This is a genomic window from Ruegeria sp. CE6 (genome assembly GCF_056537485.1).
The window spans coordinates 405,750-423,745 of the sequence record NZ_JBQFRR010000002.1 but is presented as its reverse complement, the minus strand read 5'-3'; the positions used below and the strand labels follow the sequence as shown (position 1 = coordinate 423,745).

Here is a 17,996-nt window from a genome sequence, read left to right as displayed (position 1 = left end):
CTTTTTGAACCTCGCGTGGCGCACCCCTTCGTTATCGCCTAAACTCGTCTGGCCGTCGCATTGCACGAAGGGGGAAAATGCATGGGCAGCTTTCGAGACACCTTAAACAATCTCGCACGCGATTATGCCATCGCCTGGAGCTCGGGCGATCCCGACTTGGTCGCCGGTTTTTTCGCCCCCGAAGGTCAGATCAGCATTAATCGCGGTGAGCCCCTGCGCGGCCATGCCGAAATCGCTGAAATGGCCCGCGGGTTCTATGCAGAATTCCCCGATCTTGAGGTGCGTTGCGATATGATGCGTTGGGCCGGAGGGCATGCCATTTTTGTCTGGACCCTCGAAGGCCATCACGCCGAGACCGGCAACCGTGTCGTTACACGCGGCTGGGAAGAGTGGGAGCTTTCAAAGGACAACAAGGTGCTATCATCGCTTGGGTGGTTCGATGCAGAGGATTACCAGCGCCAGATAGACGGTACCTAGAACGCCGCGAAGCGGGACGCCTGCTTGTCAGTCCAGAGCACCGTGATCTCGAACCCCGCTTCGGTCTGATCTTCAGACCTGACCACATCCTGACGATAGAGCCACGCGCGTTTGTCACCATCGGCAAAGCCCAGTTTCAGGATAGTCTCATGCCGCGCGCCCTGCAGGATCGTGGCGATTTCAGACAGCAGTGGATCAACACCTTGGCCCGTTACGGCCGATATGGCAAAGATCGCCGGATCACGCTCGGCCCGGGCAAGCGCGGCTTCGCGGTCTTCCGGGCTCAGCAAGTCGATCTTGTTCCAAACCTCCAACCGGGGGCGACTGTCCTCGACACCCAAAGAGTTCAGGATCGCCTCAACATCCCGTGCCTGTGCTTCGGTTTCTTCGTGGCTGATATCGCGGACATGCACGACCAGATCAGCCCCCAGAACCTCTTCCAGCGTGGCGCGGAAGGCCGCAACCAGTTCCGTGGGCAGGTTCGAGATGAAACCCACGGTATCGGACAGGATCACCTCGGGGCCATCCGGCAGCTCAACCCGTCGCATGGTTGGGTCCAACGTGGCGAACAGCATGTCTTTTGCCATCACCTCGGCCCCGGTTAGGCTGTTGAACAGCGTGGATTTCCCGGCGTTTGTATAGCCAACAAGTGCAACAATCGGGTATGGAACCTTCGCGCGCGCTGCGCGGTGTAAGGTGCGGGTCTTCACCACTTTTTGCAATTGGCGGCGCAGGCGGACCAGTTGTTCATCAATGGCACGCCGGTCGGCCTCGATCTGAGTTTCACCGGGACCACCCACAAACCCAAGGCCACCGCGCTGACGTTCCAGGTGGGTCCAGGCCCGAACCAGTCGCGTACGCTGATAGCTAAGCGCGGCCATCTCAACTTGCAGCACACCTTCGCGGGTACGCGCACGGTCGCTGAATATTTCCAGAATCAAACCGGTCCGGTCGAGGATTTTGACCTTCCACGCTTTTTCCAGATTGCGCTGCTGAACCGGAGTCACTGGCCCGTCGATCAGAACCAGCTCGATCTCATTGTCGTGGAGGCGTTCGGCCAGTTCCTCGATCTTGCCGCTGCCGAACAGAAAACCAGCCTGCGCGCGCGGTAGGCGCACTATTTCGGAACCGACCACATCCAGATCGGGCAAAGCGGCAGCGAGTGCCACCGCCTCTTCCAGCGCTGGTTCGGGGACACGGCGCTGTTCATCTGATTTGATTTCGGGATGCAGCACCCAAGCCCGGGTGTGCGCCCTCTCATGTTCCATCAAGAGGCGTCTTCGCCCTCATACAGGTTGATCGGCTGTGACGGCATGATGGTCGAAATCGCATGCTTGTACACCAACTGCGACTGTCCGTCGCGGCGCAGCAGCACGCAGAAGTTGTCGAACCAGGTGATTACACCCTGCAATTTCACACCGTTGATCAGGAATATTGTGACCGGGACCTTTGCTTTCCGTACATTGTTCAGGAACGCGTCCTGCAGATTCTGTCTGTCCGAAGCCATATTTTGTTATCTCGCCATTGTTCTTGCTACGCGCTGCGGACCAACGCGCTCCCTCCGGCAGAGTATGGAGTGCCGCGCACAGATATTCCAGATGAAAAATCAGGCAGTAACACCAGGTGCCTGACGCAGGGTCAATCGCGCCACAGCGTTGGCGTAATCAGCGCCACGATAGCAAGAGTTTCCAACCGCCCGATCACCATCGCCGCGCAGACCGTCAACTTGGCCCCGCTGGAAAGATCAATCAGACGTATGGGCACATCCGTTGCCAATTCTATCAACGGCCCCGTGGTGCTGAGTGCGGCAACGCTGAGCAGCATGGCCTGTTCAAAACCTACGCCCATGACGGCCAGCAACAAATCGAACAAGGCCAACGTCAGGGCGAACATCATCAGGAATATCCAGGCGATGAAGGCACCGTCGCTTTGAATGCGGCGGTTGCCGCCACCCTCTCCACTGACCGAAGAAGGATAGATCAATCGGTCAATCTCGCGCTTGCCATTCAGATAGAGCGCAAAAACCCGCAACAGCTTTACCCCACCCGCAGTCGTCGCCACGCCTCCTCCGACCAGGGCTAGCCCCATCAGAATCAGGCCCGGTGTGCTCAAGCCCGACAATTGCTGCGCGTCGTTCCAGTTGGCGCTTTCAAATCCGGCCGTGGTCAGAAACGACATCGCCGTAAACATGAACCCCCAAAAAACGCCAAGTGCTTGCCGCACTTCGACGGCAATGTTCAGTTCGGCCGTTCCAGCCAAAAACCGGATGAACAGCAGCACAGCGACCGCCAGCACGATGAAGATGCCAATCCTAAATTCTGGGTCTTTGTCCAGCCGCGAATACCCTGAGGTCGCTGTATCGGTCGAAAAGGTCAGCCGCGACAGGGCAAAGAACAGGAACAGGAACAGGATCGCCTCGCCAGTGATTCCTGCGGTCGATCCTTCCAATCCACCGACGGGTGATATGCCGGAAGTCGCAATCACTGACATCGCGTGGCTCACGGCAGTAAGCCCTTGCTCACCTGCGATCAACAGCAGGATCCAGATCACAGCTGTCAAACCCGCATAGACGGGTGCCAATGTGCGCGACACGCGGATCAGATGGCCGCGTGGATCGGACTTCTCGCTCTGTGCCACGCCCGAGACGGGACGCCCCGGTTGCCCCCGGGCTGTGACTTCGAAACCGCCCAACGACAAGGGCGCCAGAATCGCGGCCGCCGAGATCCACATCAGCAATCCGCCCATCCAACCGACCAACGCGCGCCATAGGTGCAACGGCGCCGAAAGGCGTGCGGGATCGGGGAACAGATCAGCGCCGGTTGTGGTCAGCGCGCTGACCATATCGAAATAAGCGTTCAGGAAGCTGGTTGTCCCCAGCGCATCGTGAAACGGAATAGCAAGAAATATCGGCAGTACGGTAAAGGCGGCCAGCAGAACCGCCAATTGGCCAAGCGTTCCCCGCCGTGGTCGTCGGTTCGACATGGCCAGAGCTATGATCGACACCGCAAAAACACCCAGCAATCCGGAATAGAAGAATGACCGTGAGGTGGCGTGATCATCCAGCGCCAGCGCATAAACTGCGGGTATCCACATTGCCAGCGACACGATACCCCAGATCATCAGCAGAAGCGGCAATCGCCGCAATACTCCGATCCGTTGCTGTCCGCGTGCCTGCAACATCAGAAGAAATCGATTGAAACCTGCATCAGACGCTCAACCTCGGGCACATCTTTGGCCATTGCAAAGATCGCCACCACGTCTTTCTCGTCGATGCGCAGGCTGCCGGTCGGGCGCAGAACCTCGTCACCTTTGCGTACTGCGCCGACCAGAACGCCTTCTGGGAAATCGATGTCGCGCAGTTTTTGTCCAGCCATGGGCGAAGTTGATAGCACTTCGGCCTCGATTACCTCGGCCTCGGCATCTCCAATGGAATACACCTGACGCACGCGCCCGTGCCGAATGTGACGCAGGATCGAACTGACAGTGGTGGCGCGCGGGTTGATATATGCGTCAATCCCCAGCGGTCCCATCAAAGCGACCATGCTGGGGTCGTTGATCAGGGCGATGGCCAGTGGACAACCCTCTCCCTTGGCGCGTACCGCGGCCAGCATGTTGGTGCGATCGTCATCCGTGACCGCCAACATCGCGTCGGCGCGCTCAATCCCTGCTTCGCTCAGCAAAGATGAATCTAGACCGTCGCCGTTCAGAACAATCGTCCGCTCCAATGCCTCGGCAGCGATTTCGGCGCATTTGCGGTCACGCTCGATAATCTTGGCACGCACCCGGCTTTCGCGCTCTTCCAGTGTGCGGGCCACTTCCAATCCGACATTACCGCCACCGACGATCACCACACGATCTTGCTTACGCTGAGCCTTGCCGAACACCTCCATCGTACGTTCAACGTCCTTGACGCTGGTGAAGACGTAGCATTCGTCGCCTACAAACAGCTGATCCTCGGATTCCGGTGCAAACAGCGTCCCTTCGCGGCGCACACCAACCACAATCGAGCTGAGCGTGGAAAACAGGTCGGTCAATTGTCGCAGCGGTGTGTTGACGATTGGGCAGTCCTCCTCGACCCGAATGCCCAGCAGCTGCGCCTTTCCATCCATGAATATCTCGGTATCGAAAGCAGAAGGTGCCGAAAGACGGCGCATCGCTGCGGCGGCAACTTCGCGTTCCGGGCTGATCACTACATCAATGGGCAGATGATCGCGGCGGTAGAGATCGGAATGGATTGCTTCAAGATAGGATTTCGACCGCAAACGCGCGATCTTGCGCTGGATCGAAAAAACCGAATGCGCCATCTGGCAGGTGACCATATTCACCTCATCCGAATGTGTCGCGGCGATGATCATATCGGCATCCCGCGCCCCTGCCCGATCCAGCACATCCGGATAACTGGCGAAACCGGCGATCCCCTGCACGTCCAGCGTCTCGGTCGCGCGACGTACCAGATCGGGATTGTTGTCGACCACCGTCACATCGTTCAGTTCGCCCGAAAGGTGACGCGCAATCTGCCAGCCGACTTGACCGGCACCGCATATGATGACCTTCATGCTCTTGGCCTTTCTGCCTGAAATCTTTGAATGACAGATGCCCCCAAAGCGGTCAATTGAATTGTCATGCCTCCTAAGCTGCGCCAAAGTAAGCATATGAAAACCATTCTGCCTGCCCTGATTTGCCTGCTGACGCTGTCCGCCTGTGGTCCGCTTTCTTTGTATTATCGCGAAGGTGAGAGCGTCTCGCGGATGCAGACCGAGACCACGAACTGCCAGGTGCAGGCCCTCAAGGACGCCCCTGTCGCCAATCAGGTCCGGCAGAGCCCGCCAGTCTATTGGCCCGGGCGCACCTATTGCGATGGCCGAGGACGCTGCTATCGCAACCCCGGATGGTGGGAGCCCGGGCGGGTCTATACCGTCGACGTGAACCAGGGGCTGAGAAACAAGGTCGAGGCGCAGTGCATGGCCCAAAAGGGCTATCGCCCGGTCAGCCTTCCGCCTTGCAAACAGGGTGTCAAATCGCGGGTCACGCCCACGCGCACCACGACGCTCCCGCCGCTGAACAGCGCGTCCTGTTTCGTGAAATTTGACGACGGGTCATTTCAGATCATCACTCCGGGACAAGCCGGCTGATTTGCGACGCCGCGCCAGCAGCAGATGCGCTATGATCGCGATGCTATAGAACGCGGCGACGGCTACAAACATGCCAGCCTCATCGACGCCCAGCAATACCGCCAGCAATACCGGGGTTCCAAGCAGGTTTCCGGCATTGCCCATCTGCGCCATCGCACCATAACTCAGAGCTTGGGCTTCGGTGGTACCGTTTAGCTCTGGCACTGCGGCGAAGCTGCCGCCCTGTACAAGCCCGAGCACAGCAAACAAGGCGATACATCCGAACGTAAGGGGCGCCCCCAGAAACAATGCGATGATCGTCGCGATCCCCAGCATAAAGCCCAGATTGACGACGCTGACGCAGGACAGGACGGTCAACAGCAAGGGCACCAGCAGCCATGACAGTACAATCCCTGCCAGGGGCATAAGTGCTGCAATCGATGCACCCTGCCCTTCGGGTAAACGACCTGGTAGGATCGCTAAAAGAGAAACAAATGTCAGCGTGTAAAAGAACCAGCCAATTGCCGGGGCCGAAATAAAGGGTGAGCGGTAGGTCCTGATATGCACATCAAGGAAGGCGGAGAGCCCCCACCCGGTACCCTCCGTCTGGCCTATGTCGGTTTTCAGATCGCTAAGCGAGATCAGCGCGGCGATCAGCAGCATCAGACCCCCGTGCATGGCAAAGTATGTGGGCAGTCCGAAACGATCGACGATGGGCAGCCCAACCCAAGCGTTTAATGCGAATGCAACGCCAAAGAATGTACTCCACAGCACCATGGAATTATACCGCGCCCGACCGGATGTGATCTGAGCAATCAGCGTCGGTGCCGCCACCACAATCGCAAGATGGGACAGCCCCTCGATCACCCGGCTGAGCAGCATCAGTTGAAAAACCGGCAAGCTTGCTTGCAGCAAAGATAACGCGCCACCGAGCACAAGCCCTAATAGCAATAGACGATTTGGCCCAATACGCGCTGTGATCGCTCCGGATATCGCGCCCAAAGCAGCCCCCATTAGACTGATAATGGACAGCAACCAGCCGATCGCGGCAGCATTGTCCGGGTACAACAGCCCCACATCAGAAAATGGTACGGCAATCTTTGCAAATTGGGTTGCCGCACCGAGGCCAGCAAACCAGATCAGCATGACCTGCAAGAATGTGCGAAAAGAGTCACTCATGCAGCCGGTCTATCGCGCCTAACCTGCCAGCGGAACGCATAAATTATGCGGTGACTTCGCGCCGCCCGCTGACCAGACGGACCGGAGTACCATCACCCAGATACAACCGCTCCCACACGATTTGCCCGGCGCTGATCCTGATTTGATCATGCACAGCCTCGGAAGTCAGAAACGCTTTGGGTGAAGGCGAATGCAAATCCCACCAGCCATCTTTCTGCAGTTCTGCTTCGGCTTGCCTGATCTCATCCGTTGCAAATTGCCAAAGCGAAACGCCCAGCAAGGCGCGCTGTGAGGTCTTCCAATCCCGCGCCCGGCTGCCCGAATAAGCAAGGCAGGTATGGCTGGCCTCTTCGACAAGGTGCAAGCACTCTGCCGAATGAACGACCAGACGTTTCAGCGCAGAATCCTGCACCCGAACCGGCCCCAACGCTGCAAAAACGGACTGTTGAATATGCGGCGATGGCGTTTGACCCCCGTTTTCCCACCGGGAAATCGTGGTTTGGTCGACTTCAATCAGATCTGCGAGGGCGGATTGCTTAAGTCCAACCGACCGCCGCAACCGCTTCAACCGTTTACCAAAGGCGGGAAAACCGATGGAAACGGCTGCGGTCTTTTTATTCGGCGCAGCAATCACTCGGCTGGTTCGGGCTCGTCAATTTGAGCCACCCGCGCACCGGATTTGTTCGAGGTCACGACGCCCAGCGACTTGAGCTTGCGGTGCAAGGCGCTGCGCTCCATGCCGACAAAACTGGCCGTGCGGCTTATGTTGCCACCAAACCGATTGATCTGGGTCAGCAAATATTCACGCTCGAACGCTTCGCGCGCCTCACGCAGCGGCAGCGTCGCCAGTGCGCCAGACAGTACCACGCGCCCGGACTCGTCGGATTTCTCTTCTTCGTTGGGCAACTCGCGGGCCTCGATCGGGCCAGTGCTGTCACCAAGGATCAGCACCCGCTCGATCAGGTTCTTCAGCTGACGCACATTGCCCGGCCATGTCATCGTTTGTAGCAAAGCAATAGCCTCATCCGACAGCTCGCGCATCGGCAGACCCTGTGTATCGTTGCACATCTCGATGAAATGTTGCGCCAGAACCGGGATGTCCTCTCGCCGTTCCTCCAGCGAGGGAACCGCAATCGGCACCACATTCAGCCGGTGATACAGTTCTTCGCGGAACCGTTCGGCGGCGATCTCTTCTTCCAGATCGCGGTTGGTCGAGGAAATGACCCGCAGATCAACCCGCACCTTGTCAGAGCCACCGACACGCTGGAATTGCTGATCAACCAACACGCGAAGAATCTTGGACTGCGTCCCCAGCGGCATGTCAGCGACTTCGTCGAAGTAGACAACGCCGCCATGCGCCTCTTCCAGCAGGCCTGACTCGATTCCGCGCTCAGACGATTCTCGTCCGAACAGAACCTCTTCAACCCTCTCAGGTTCAATCCCCGCACAATTGACCGTCACAAATGGGGCATTCGCCCGGTTGGAATGGGCATGGATATAGCGCGCGGCAATTTCCTTGCCCGACCCAGCCGGCCCGCTGAGCATAACCCGGCCATTCGACTTTGTTACCTTGTCCAACTGCCCCTGCATCGCTCGGAACGACGCAGAATTGCCAATCATGTCTGAACAGCTGACTTCCTGCCGCTTCAGCGAGGCATTCTCGCGACGCAGGCGCGAGGTTTCCATCGCACGGCGGATCACCACCATCAACTGGTCAATGTTAAAGGGCTTTTCGATAAAGTCGTAAGCCCCCTGCTTGATAGCCGCCACTGCAATCTCGATATTGCCATGTCCGGAAATGATCACCACCGGAACATCCGGGTTGTCCCGTTTTACAGCTTTCAGGATGTCGATCCCGTCCATTCGGCTGTCTTTCAGCCAGATATCCAGGATTAACAATCCCGGAGGTTCAGCATTGATCGACGACATGCACTCGTCCGAGTTTGCCGCCAACCGGGTGGAATAGCCTTCGTCCTCCAGAATGTCGGACACCAATTCGCGAATATCGCGTTCGTCATCTACGATCAGAATGTCGCTCATCTTTGGCCTGCTTTCAGTTTGTTTGTTTTAATCGCCTGTTTTTCCGGCGCATTTGTCGGGCCGCCTGAGGCCCCGGGTAGACGAATGACAGCCATTGCGCCGAAATGGTCCTGTCCGTCGAATGTGGGCGCGTCTTCCAATGTCAGCGCTCCGCCATGTTCTTCGATGATCTTCTTTACGATGGGCAGGCCAAGGCCTGTGCCTTCGTCACGCGTAGTCACATAAGGTTCGAACAGCCGTGCCCTGTCCTCGGGCAGACCGATGCCATTGTCCGCAATGGTGATCTGCGTTCCTGCATCGTCAGTGGAGACAACGACTTTGATCTGAGGTTTCAGATTGTCCGGTGCGCCTTTTTCTTTCAGCGTTTCAATAGCCTCGCCCGCGTTCTTGATCAGGTTCGTCAACGCTTGGCTCAACATGGTCGAATCCACATCCGCCAAAATGGGCTGTTCAGGTAAGTCCGCATCGATCTGAACATCAGGCTGACCCGCCTGCTGCAACAGAACCGCCTCACGCACTAGCGTCACGATATTCTCTTCGCGCCGTTCCGGTTCGGGCATGCGTGCGAATTTCGAGAACTCGTCAACAATCCGCCGCAGATCATTGGTCTGCCGCACGATCACGTCGGTCATCGATTCCAGGCTATCGCAATCGTCCTCATCCAGCTTGCGCGAGAATTTGCGTTTGATCCGCTCGGCGCTCAGTTGGATCGGTGTCAGCGGATTCTTGATCTCATGCGCAATGCGACGGGCCACATCACCCCACGCCGCCATGCGCTGCGCGCTTACCAGATCGGTCACGTCATCAAAGGCTACAACGTAGCCTTCCAGCCTTCCATCCTCGCCACGCCGTGTCGCCATGCGTACCAGTAAGTTCTCCAACCGGCCTTTGCGGGTTACCTTGATCTCCCCCTGGACCGCCTCTTGCCCGCTGTCCTTAAGGGCTTCGAACAAAGGCAAAAATTCGGGAACAGCGATGCCGATTGCCAGGTTCTGCTCTCCACCAGACCAGCCCAGAAGACGTTCGGCGGACCGATTCACGAAGGTCACACAGCCCTCTGAATCAACGCCAACGACACCGGATGTCACCGAGCTTAGCACTGAATCAAATAGCCGCCTTCGACGTTCGATATGGCGAGTGTTTTCCAACAGCGTGTCGCGCTGCCCCTTCAACTGACGAGTCATCTGGTTGAAGTAGCGGCCCAGCATCGCGATTTCGTCATCGCTGGCCTCTTCGATGACCTGAACACTCAGATCACCAGCACCAACGCGCTGCGCCGCCGTTGTCAGCCGTCCAACAGGGCGAGAAAGACGTTCAGCGAACCACATGCCCAGCGACATCGCGGCCAGAATCAGGATCACAGCAAAGCCGAGATACAGAAGGCCGAATTCGAACAGGACCCTGCCCCGCTCGCTTTCCAGTTGGCTGTAGAACTGTGCTGTCTCTTTGGTTTCATCAAGCAAGGTCAGAAGCTGCCCATCAACCTCGCGACTGACATAAAGATACCGGTCAAGATAGGCATGCAAAGGAACAAGCGCGCGGAATTCGCTGTTCTCCCAATCGGCAATGATGGCCACGCCCTGATCATTGGCCTCGATCATCTCTTCGGGAGTTGGTGCCTCGTAGTCGAACAGGTAGGACCGATCACCGCGCGACCGGATTTCGGCGCTGCCATCGATCACATAGGCCTCGCGCAAACCGCGTTGTATCTGGGCCTGCCCCTGGGCCAGAACCTCTCGCAATTCGGCGTCTGAGACAAAATAATCCAACGATCGCGCGTTATCGAGGAAACGCGCCAGAACAACCGCATCCTGCGTCAGGCCCTCGCGGTGTTCCTGCTCGTAAGCTTCGGCCGCAGTCAGTGACGACCCAACCACCTGCCGCACACGGTCCGAGAACCAACCTTCAAGGCCGATATTCACCGTCAGCCCGGCGAAAATCGCCACGGTGACCGTCGGTACCAGAGCCAACAGCGTGAAAGCGCCGATCAGGCGCAGGTGAAGACGGGAGCCCGCAGATTTCGCGCGACGTGCGGCGATCAGACTGAACAATTGGCCCAACACCAGCGCAGCTACGACCAGCACGTAGACCAGATCAGCCAACAAAATCAGCCGCAGTGTCGGTGCCGCAGCGCCAAGATCAAAAGGGCCAATGACGAGATAGGTTGCAAGCGCCAGAACCGGGCCCAGCATAACCAGTCCCAAGGTACTGAAATTGCGCATCCTCCGGGACTTGCGCCACCGGTTGATCGATAGGATCGGCCCGTTCTGTGCCCGGGTTGCCACCGTCTGCCCTCATTCTGATGTGCCGCTTGCGCGGCTTACCGCCATATATCGTGGTCGTTCCCGGGGTCGAACCCGAATGCCACTGTTTGTGTGGCGATATTACATCAGTTTGCGACGGCGTGTCACCTGAATATCGAGGTCAGTAATCTTTTTCCGCAGCGTATTCCGGTTAATCCCCAGGAGATCAGCACATTTTGCCTGATTTCCACCAGTCGCATCCAGCGCGATTTCGATCAACGGTGCCTCGACCTCGCGTAGAATACGTTGATAGAGGCCGGGAGGCGGCAGGATGTTTCCGTGCAGATCAAAATACCGGCGCAGGTGACGACCAACCGAAGATGACAGCTTCTCACGCTCGCCATCACCCAGAACTGGTTCGGCCTCGGGCTGGCTACCCAGCACCATCTCAACTTCGGTGCGCGAGATTTCATCAGAACGGCTGGTTAGACCAAGACGCCGGATCGCATTTTCAAGCTGTCGGACATTGCCGGGCCAGGAATACCGGCGCACCAACTCGACCGCTTCGGGGCTGAGGCGACGCTGCGCGCCGCTTTCCCGCTCCTCCCGCGCCAGAAAGTGATCGGTCAGCAAGGTGATATCATCAACCCGCTCGCGCAACGCAGGCACGTGGATCGTCGCACCGCAGAGACGGTAATAGAGATCTTGTCGTACGCGACCACTTTCCATCGCGTCGGTCAGATCTGATTGACTTGTGGCCATGAAACGCGGCACGTGATCGCCCGGCGTGTCCATCATGCGCACGATACGGGCCTGAATCTCATCATCAATATCGGCAATTTCATCGATCAGCAGCGTACCACCACGTACGCGCGCCATAACCCGTGCCGGGCCTTCCAAATCGCTCAGATCGGCAGCAGTCACGGTGACAAAGGGCAGTGTCCTTCGGTCAGAGAAATCGTGAATAGCGCGTGCTATCAGAGATTTACCCGTCCCACTTTCACCAGAAATCATTACAGACAGATCCGTGTTCATCACCCGAGCGACCAGACGATAAAGCGCCTGCATCACCGGGGTGCGCCCGACAAGCGGCAGTTCATCAGGTCGGTCTTCGCTGGCCATCACCGGCTCAGCCTGTACCCGCTGCTTTTGATCCAGCGCCCTCGCGGTGCGCTTCATCAGATCGGGCAAATCGAAAGGCTTTGGCAGATAATCGTAAGCTTCCGCCTCAGCCGCCTGAATGGCTGTCATGATGGTGTTCTGGGCCGAGATCACGATGACCGGCAAACCGGGACGGTCCTGCGCGATCTTTGGCAGCATCTCCAACCCGTTTCCATCCGGCATTACCACGTCCGAGATCACAACGTCGCCCTTGCCTTCGGCCACCCAGCGCATCAGCGTGGTCAGCGAAGATGTCGCGTGAACCTTGCACCCCGCCCGCGTCAGGGCCTGTGTCAGAACCGTGCGGATCGTGCGGTCGTCATCAGCAACCAGAACTGTGCCATCCATCAGATGCTCTCCTTTTCATACGCGTCGTTCGGTGCACGCCGCAGGGACAGTCGAAAACTAGTGCGTCCGGGCACAGATTCAGCCGAAATCCAGCCGTCGTGGTCGGAAACGATCTTGCTGACCAGCGCCAGCCCAAGCCCGGTGCCGTTCTCCTTGCCGGACACGAAGGGGTCGAAAATATCACTGCGAATATTTTCCGGCAGGCCCGGCCCATCATCAATAATCTCGATCTGCAGAGGCAGCGAATGACCCGAACCGTCACTGCGCCGCAGTCGGAATGAATGCTCAAAATAGGTACGCAGCCGGATTGTACCGTTGCCATCAGCAGCTTCCGAAGCGTTTTTGAGCAAGTTCAGAACCACCTGCAGGAACTGATCCGGGTCCCCGTAGGCCAAGGGCAGCGAGGGGTCGTAATCCTCGATAATCGTCATATGCGCGCCAAAACCCAACAGCGCTGACCGGCGCGCGCGATCCAGTACATCGTGGATATTGACCGGTTTGAAATCGGGTTGAGACAGGTTGCCGAACTGTTCTACTTGCTCCAACAACTTCACAATGCGGCGGCTTTCCTCAACGATAAGGTCAGTGAGCTCAAGATCTTGCTGCGAAATATTCATGCTGAGCAATTGCGCCGCACCGGTGATCCCTGCCAAAGGGTTCTTGATCTCATGCGCCAGCATCTCGGCCATACCAATCGCAGACTGCGCTGCCGATTTCACAGTGTTGCCACGGGTCATCCGACCGGCCAGTTCGCGCGGCGAGATGATCATGATCATTGAACCGGGATGCCCCATCAGCGGTGCGATTTGCAGCGCACATTGTAGCGGCGCGCGATTTCCCGACCCAACGTCCACATCGTTCACGAACAGCGGTGTACCTTGTTGACGCGCGCGCAGAAACGCCTCTTCCAACGGCGCGTCAACCGCGAGTTGATCCCAGACCGGGTGTCCAATCACTGCCTTGCGGGAGGCGTTCAGAAACCCCTCACCCGAGGAGTTGACGTCCGATATCCGATCTTCGGCATCGATAATGAACGCCGGAACCGGAAGCGAGGTCCAGATGCTCTGGTCAGAGGTCATGCTGCTGCCTCCGCCGTGCCACTAAGCGCATCTGCCAAAAGCCGTAACACCTCATTGGTGTCGCGGGATGTCAGGACAGCCCGCCGCAAGGTGGCGGGTGTTCCGGCCTCATCCATGTACCAACCGAGATGTTTGCGTGCGACGCGCAGGCCCAGATCGGTACCGTAGAACTCCAGCATCGCCAGATAGTGGCCACGCACCATCTCGATCAGTTCAGTGCCCGTGGGAATGGTTGGCGAAGCAGCGCCATAGAGATCATGGCAAATCTGCGCCAGCAGCCAGGGCTTGCCCTGCGCCCCCCGACCTACCATGACGCCATCGGCCCCGGACTGATTCAGCGCGATTTGCGCGGCCTCGGTATCGACGATGTCACCGTTTGCGATGACAGGGATCGAGACGGCTTCTTTCACCGCCCGGATCGCCCGCCAATCTGCCCGGCCTTTATAGAATTGACAGCGCGTACGCCCATGGATGGTCACCATCCGGATGCCTGCGTCCTGCGCACGCCGCGCCACATCCGGCGCGTTCAGCAGATTGTCATCCCAGCCTAGCCGTGTTTTCAGCGTAACAGGCACATCAACTGCACCCACAACGGCCTCGATCAGCGTCAGTGCATGGTCCGGAGTTTTCAACAAAGCCGAACCGGAATAGCCATTGGTTACCTTCTTGGCCGGGCAGCCCATATTGATATCGATCACGCGCGCGCCCCGGTCAGCGACTTGCCGGGCGGCCTCGGCCATCCAATGCGCCTCGCGTCCGGCCAATTGCACTGCGGTGTTTTCCACATCCGCCGACAGCTCGGCCCGTTCACGTACGCCTGGCTTGGCCTGCACCATCTCTTGGCTGGCGACCATTTCGCTGACCACCATGCCCGCGCCGAAGCGCATCACAAGGTCCCTGAAAGGCCGGTCGGTGATTCCGGCCATTGGTGCCAGCAGCACCGGAGGGGTCAGATCCTTTTCAGCAAGACGCAGGGCCAATGTGCTTAATCCTTGAGCAGTTGCGCATTTGATATCGAAATTGCGGCATATGAACAATAAAACGGGAGCATTCAAGCCCGCAAAATCATCATATGCTTATTTTTTAAGCAAATTGACGCGGGTGATTGCCTCTGCATTCACCGCCCCCTAAACAATGCCCCAATCAGGAGACCTTTCAGATGACCACAGCCGCCATCATCGTCGCCGCCGGGCGCGGCCAGCGCGCCGGAGGCGGAGTGCCCAAACAGTGGCGTGCCTTGGCTGGGAGGCGCGTGGCCGATTGGGCGATTGACCGCTTCGAAGGGTTGGTTGATCACGTCGTTTTGGTGCTGGCCGAAGACGACACAGCCGCTTGGGAAGAATTCAGCGCGACAAACCTGATCCTTGCACCCGGCGGTGCAGACCGCGCCGGATCAGTGCGCAACGGGTTGCAGGCTTTGGAAGCGTACAGCGTTGAAAAGGTTTTGATACATGATGTTGCCCGACCCTGCGTCAGCGCGCAGATGATTGGCGATGTTCTGGCCGCGCTCGACACGCATACTGCGGCTGCTCCGGGTTTGGCCGTCACGGATGCACTCTGGACCGGAGATGGATCGGTGGTGACAGGAACGCAGGATCGGTCCGGACTTTACGCTGCGCAGACGCCTCAAGGGTTTCATTACGGCGCAATCACCGCCGCCCACGCCTCTCATTCCGGAGGCGCGGCGGATGACGTCGAAGTTGCACGTGCTGCCGGGATTGATGTGGCGATCATTCCGGGGGACGCGGATAATCTGAAAATCACTCGGCCCGAAGATTTCGAACGGGCCGAACGCATAATGGGTAAGGATATGGATGTAAGGCTGGGCAACGGCTATGACGTGCACCGATTTGGGGACGGAGATCACGTGATCCTGTGCGGTGTGAAAGTGCCGCATACACGCGGGCTTCAGGGTCACTCGGACGCCGATGTGGGTATGCACGCAGTGACCGACGCCATCTATGGCGCGTTGGCGCAGGGCGATATCGGGCAACATTTCCCACCCTCCGACCCACAGTGGAAAGGTGCGGCCAGCGAGATTTTCCTGCGCCACGCCGTCGAGTTGGCCGGGCAGTTGGGCTATGTGATCTCGAACGTCGATTGCACACTGGTCTGCGAATTTCCCAAGATCGGCCCTCATGCCGACGCGATGCGCGCCGAGATGGCGCGGATCATGGGCCTGCGGACCGATCAGGTCTCGGTCAAGGCCACCACGTCCGAGCGGCTGGGCTTTACCGGTCGCAGCGAAGGCATTGCCTCGATCGCCACCGCCTGTCTGGTGAAGTCATGACAGTGGCGCGCCTGATCGGAACTGTCTGCGGCGTCGGCTATCTGCGCCCTGCCCCCGGAACCTGGGGATCGTTGGCAGCTTTGCCGCTGGCATGGGTTCTGCATACGCTGGGCGGCTTCCCCCTGCTGGTCATCGCGACTTTGGCAGCATTCTTCGGCGGCCTTTGGGCCACACGCGTGATGACGGCAGGACAGGATGATCACGACCCGTCCGAAATCGTCATCGACGAGGTCGCAGGCCAGTTCATTGCGATCTGGGCGATTTCCTACCCGTCCTGGGCCCATGGGATCGAGATCACGGCGCTTTGGCCCGGCTGGATCGCAGGCTTCCTGCTGTTTCGCCTGTTTGACATCACCAAACCCGGCCCCATTGGTTGGGCCGACCGGCGTGGAGATCCCTTGGGTGTTATGATGGATGATGTGATCGCGGGTGTCTTTGCGGCCATCGGTGTGGTCGTCCTCGCCGGGATCGCACATGGGGTGATGGGCCTATGACCGTGGCTGATCTGCTGGATCGCGCCAAAGCGGAAGGTGTCATGATCGCCACCGCCGAAAGCTGTACTGGAGGCATGGTTGCCGCCGCGATGACCGACATCCCCGGCAGCTCAGCCGTGGTTGAGCGTGGCTTCGTCACCTATACCAACACCGCAAAGCAAGAGATGCTGGGCGTATGCGCCGACACGCTTGAGACGTATGGCGCAGTTTCAGAAGAAGTCGCCCAGGAAATGGCCGATGGCGCGTTGCAGAATTCACAGGCGCAGCTGGCGGTCTCGATCACCGGCATCGCAGGTCCCGGAGGGTCCGAACACAAGCCCGAAGGCCGTGTATGCTTTGGCCTCGCCGCACAGGGTCAACCGACCCGGACTGAAACGGTGGAGTTCGGAGCGCAAGGGCGGGATAACGTGCGTCGCGCTGCGCGTGACCATGCATTAAGCCTTTTGAACGGCGCGCTTGCTGATATGTCCCGGACCTAAGAAACCTGCCCCTTCGGCGCATGAATTCCAAAAATGGGTGCTGAATACAGTTACCGCGCGGCAGCCTTCGCATTTGTGACGGCAATGATGGTTGCGCTTCTTACCCCGCCTCGCGTACACGTCGAAACCGAGTTAACTGGCCCGATCTTTCCGATTGCGGAAAGCGAGCCTGAGAAATGAGCAGTCAAGCCCACCTTGGCTGCTCTGCCCGCAAGGGCATCAAGCGGACCTCTTGGGGGTCCGCTTTTCTTTTGGCGTGACCCCTCGACTCTGGGCCGGAGGTCGGGCTATCAGCCTGCGACACCCTTTCAGCCCAGAGGTTTGCGCCATGATCCCCAGTTCCTTCCCCGACAGCACCGAAATCGCCCGCCTGACCGCGCGGATGCTGCTGGAGATCAAAGCCGTACACTTCAATTCTCGCGAACCCTTCACACTGGCAAGCGGTCTGCCCAGCCCGACCTATATCGACTGCCGCAAGCTGATCTCATACCCGCGCATCCGCTCGACCCTGATGGACTTCCTGACGGTTACCGTGATGCGCGACGCGGGGTTCGAGGCGTTTGACAATATCGCCGGTGGCGAAACGGCGGGCATTCCCTTTGCGGCCATGGTTGCCGAGCGCATGGCACTGCCAATGACTTACGTGCGGAAAAAGCCCAAAGGCTACGGCCGGAACGCCCGCATTGAAGGCGCGATGAGCGAGGGTGAGCGTGTGCTGCTGGTCGAGGACCTGACCACCGATGGAGGCTCAAAACTGTCCTTTGTCGACGCGATCCGCGAAACCGGCGCAACCTGCGGGCATACGGCGGTGATCTTCTATTATGGTATCTTCCCCGAAACCGAGAAAACGCTGGGTGATCACGGCGTAAAGCTGCACTCGCTCTGCACCTGGTGGGATGTTCTGGCAGAAGCCAAAGCGCAAAAGGCCTTTGACGAAGAGACGCTTGATGGCGTCGAGGCCTTCCTGAACGACCCGCGCGGTTGGCAGGACGCACATAAAAGCTGACGTTGCGCAAACTGTTTTCAGAATGGAAACACTGACCGCTACGTCGATCGCTTCATCCACAAGATGTTGACGCAACCCTGCCTCATCCT

At 58.5% G+C, this 17,996-nt stretch carries 17 protein-coding genes; 6 read left to right on the top strand and 11 right to left on the bottom strand.

Annotated features, from left to right (window positions below):
- Window positions 1-81: 81 nt before the first annotated feature.
- Window positions 82-477: a nuclear transport factor 2 family protein gene (locus ACR0DK_RS10570; protein ID WP_170509614.1), complete on the top strand. Its 396-nt coding sequence runs from the start codon at window positions 82-84 to the stop codon at window positions 475-477.
- On the opposite strand, the gene hflX is transcribed toward ACR0DK_RS10570, so the two are convergent.
- From hflX to trkA, 4 genes are all read right to left on the bottom strand, one after another.
- The gene (gene hflX, locus ACR0DK_RS10565) at window positions 474-1,745 is read right to left on the bottom strand and encodes a GTPase HflX (RefSeq protein ID WP_223117975.1); all 1,272 of its coding nucleotides are present in this window, start codon (window positions 1,743-1,745) and stop codon (window positions 474-476) included. The two genes, ACR0DK_RS10570 and hflX, sit on opposite strands and share 4 nt — an antisense overlap.
- Window positions 1,745-1,984 (bottom strand): RNA chaperone Hfq, encoded by a 240-nt coding sequence (gene hfq / locus ACR0DK_RS10560; protein ID WP_005982826.1) that lies wholly within the window; start codon window positions 1,982-1,984, stop codon window positions 1,745-1,747. Before hfq ends, hflX begins: the two co-directional genes overlap by 1 nt.
- Before the next feature lie 131 nt (window positions 1,985-2,115).
- Window positions 2,116-3,657 (bottom strand): TrkH family potassium uptake protein, encoded by a 1,542-nt coding sequence (locus ACR0DK_RS10555; RefSeq protein ID WP_170396867.1) that lies wholly within the window; start codon window positions 3,655-3,657, stop codon window positions 2,116-2,118.
- The gene (gene trkA / locus ACR0DK_RS10550; protein WP_170396865.1) at window positions 3,657-5,033 is read right to left on the bottom strand and encodes a Trk system potassium transporter TrkA; all 1,377 of its coding nucleotides are present in this window, start codon (window positions 5,031-5,033) and stop codon (window positions 3,657-3,659) included. The genes ACR0DK_RS10555 and trkA overlap by 1 nt, the downstream gene beginning before the upstream one ends.
- Window positions 5,034-5,129: 96 nt before the next feature.
- Between trkA and ACR0DK_RS10545 the strand changes: the two genes are divergently transcribed.
- Window positions 5,130-5,609 (top strand): hypothetical protein, encoded by a 480-nt coding sequence (locus ACR0DK_RS10545; protein ID WP_170406102.1) that lies wholly within the window; start codon window positions 5,130-5,132, stop codon window positions 5,607-5,609.
- Here the strand turns inward: ACR0DK_RS10545 and ACR0DK_RS10540 are convergent.
- The 7 genes from ACR0DK_RS10540 to dusB form a co-directional block, all read right to left on the bottom strand.
- Window positions 5,574-6,767 (bottom strand): MFS transporter, encoded by a 1,194-nt coding sequence (locus ACR0DK_RS10540; protein ID WP_480736071.1) that lies wholly within the window; start codon window positions 6,765-6,767, stop codon window positions 5,574-5,576. The two genes, ACR0DK_RS10545 and ACR0DK_RS10540, sit on opposite strands and share 36 nt — an antisense overlap.
- Window positions 6,768-6,810: 43 nt before the next feature.
- Entirely contained in the window at window positions 6,811-7,401 is a 591-nt protein-coding gene (locus tag ACR0DK_RS10535) for a helix-turn-helix transcriptional regulator (protein ID WP_480736069.1), read from the bottom strand.
- Complete coding sequence (ntrX, locus tag ACR0DK_RS10530) at window positions 7,398-8,807, bottom strand: nitrogen assimilation response regulator NtrX (RefSeq protein WP_170396856.1); 1,410 nt, start codon at window positions 8,805-8,807, stop codon at window positions 7,398-7,400. Before ntrX ends, ACR0DK_RS10535 begins: the two co-directional genes overlap by 4 nt.
- A complete protein-coding gene (locus ACR0DK_RS10525; RefSeq protein ID WP_480453723.1) occupies window positions 8,804-11,029 on the bottom strand; it encodes a sensor histidine kinase NtrY-like in 2,226 nt (741 codons plus the stop codon). The genes ntrX and ACR0DK_RS10525 overlap by 4 nt, the downstream gene beginning before the upstream one ends.
- Window positions 11,030-11,191: 162 nt before the next feature.
- Entirely contained in the window at window positions 11,192-12,559 is a 1,368-nt protein-coding gene (locus ACR0DK_RS10520) for a sigma-54-dependent transcriptional regulator (RefSeq protein WP_170396851.1), read from the bottom strand.
- Entirely contained in the window at window positions 12,559-13,638 is a 1,080-nt protein-coding gene (locus ACR0DK_RS10515; RefSeq protein ID WP_170396849.1) for a two-component system sensor histidine kinase NtrB, read from the bottom strand. Before ACR0DK_RS10515 ends, ACR0DK_RS10520 begins: the two co-directional genes overlap by 1 nt.
- Window positions 13,635-14,618, bottom strand: coding sequence for a tRNA dihydrouridine synthase DusB (gene dusB, locus ACR0DK_RS10510; RefSeq protein ID WP_480453725.1), 984 nt, complete (start codon window positions 14,616-14,618; stop codon window positions 13,635-13,637). Before dusB ends, ACR0DK_RS10515 begins: the two co-directional genes overlap by 4 nt.
- Window positions 14,619-14,797: 179 nt before the next feature.
- Between dusB and ACR0DK_RS10505 the strand changes: the two genes are divergently transcribed.
- From ACR0DK_RS10505 to ACR0DK_RS10490, 4 genes are all read left to right on the top strand, one after another.
- The gene (locus ACR0DK_RS10505) at window positions 14,798-15,928 is read left to right on the top strand and encodes a bifunctional 2-C-methyl-D-erythritol 4-phosphate cytidylyltransferase/2-C-methyl-D-erythritol 2,4-cyclodiphosphate synthase (RefSeq protein ID WP_480736065.1); all 1,131 of its coding nucleotides are present in this window, start codon (window positions 14,798-14,800) and stop codon (window positions 15,926-15,928) included.
- A complete protein-coding gene (locus ACR0DK_RS10500) occupies window positions 15,925-16,422 on the top strand; it encodes a phosphatidylglycerophosphatase A family protein (protein WP_480736063.1) in 498 nt (165 codons plus the stop codon). The genes ACR0DK_RS10505 and ACR0DK_RS10500 overlap by 4 nt, the downstream gene beginning before the upstream one ends.
- A complete protein-coding gene (locus ACR0DK_RS10495) occupies window positions 16,419-16,901 on the top strand; it encodes a CinA family protein (protein ID WP_480736061.1) in 483 nt (160 codons plus the stop codon). Before ACR0DK_RS10500 ends, ACR0DK_RS10495 begins: the two co-directional genes overlap by 4 nt.
- Window positions 16,902-17,229: 328 nt before the next feature.
- Complete coding sequence (locus tag ACR0DK_RS10490) at window positions 17,230-17,907, top strand: orotate phosphoribosyltransferase (RefSeq protein ID WP_170406124.1); 678 nt, start codon at window positions 17,230-17,232, stop codon at window positions 17,905-17,907.
- Window positions 17,908-17,996 lie beyond the last annotated feature (89 nt).

Coding starts and splice junctions, on each gene's coding strand:
- ACR0DK_RS10570 (WP_170509614.1), top strand. CDS start 82: ATGGGCAGCTTTCGAGACACCTTAAACAATCTCGCACGCGATTATGCC.
- hflX (WP_223117975.1), bottom strand. CDS start 1,745: ATGGAACATGAGAGGGCGCACACCCGGGCTTGGGTGCTGCATCCCGAA.
- hfq (WP_005982826.1), bottom strand. CDS start 1,984: ATGGCTTCGGACAGACAGAATCTGCAGGACGCGTTCCTGAACAATGTA.
- ACR0DK_RS10555 (WP_170396867.1), bottom strand. CDS start 3,657: ATGTTGCAGGCACGCGGACAGCAACGGATCGGAGTATTGCGGCGATTG.
- trkA (WP_170396865.1), bottom strand. CDS start 5,033: ATGAAGGTCATCATATGCGGTGCCGGTCAAGTCGGCTGGCAGATTGCG.
- ACR0DK_RS10545 (WP_170406102.1), top strand. CDS start 5,130: ATGAAAACCATTCTGCCTGCCCTGATTTGCCTGCTGACGCTGTCCGCC.
- ACR0DK_RS10540 (WP_480736071.1), bottom strand. CDS start 6,767: ATGAGTGACTCTTTTCGCACATTCTTGCAGGTCATGCTGATCTGGTTT.
- ntrX (WP_170396856.1), bottom strand. CDS start 8,807: ATGAGCGACATTCTGATCGTAGATGACGAACGCGATATTCGCGAATTG.
- ACR0DK_RS10525 (WP_480453723.1), bottom strand. CDS start 11,029: ATGCGCAATTTCAGTACCTTGGGACTGGTTATGCTGGGCCCGGTTCTG.
- ACR0DK_RS10520 (WP_170396851.1), bottom strand. CDS start 12,559: ATGGATGGCACAGTTCTGGTTGCTGATGACGACCGCACGATCCGCACG.
- ACR0DK_RS10515 (WP_170396849.1), bottom strand. CDS start 13,638: ATGACCTCTGACCAGAGCATCTGGACCTCGCTTCCGGTTCCGGCGTTC.
- ACR0DK_RS10505 (WP_480736065.1), top strand. CDS start 14,798: ATGACCACAGCCGCCATCATCGTCGCCGCCGGGCGCGGCCAGCGCGCC.
- ACR0DK_RS10500 (WP_480736063.1), top strand. CDS start 15,925: ATGACAGTGGCGCGCCTGATCGGAACTGTCTGCGGCGTCGGCTATCTG.
- ACR0DK_RS10495 (WP_480736061.1), top strand. CDS start 16,419: ATGACCGTGGCTGATCTGCTGGATCGCGCCAAAGCGGAAGGTGTCATG.
- ACR0DK_RS10490 (WP_170406124.1), top strand. CDS start 17,230: ATGATCCCCAGTTCCTTCCCCGACAGCACCGAAATCGCCCGCCTGACC.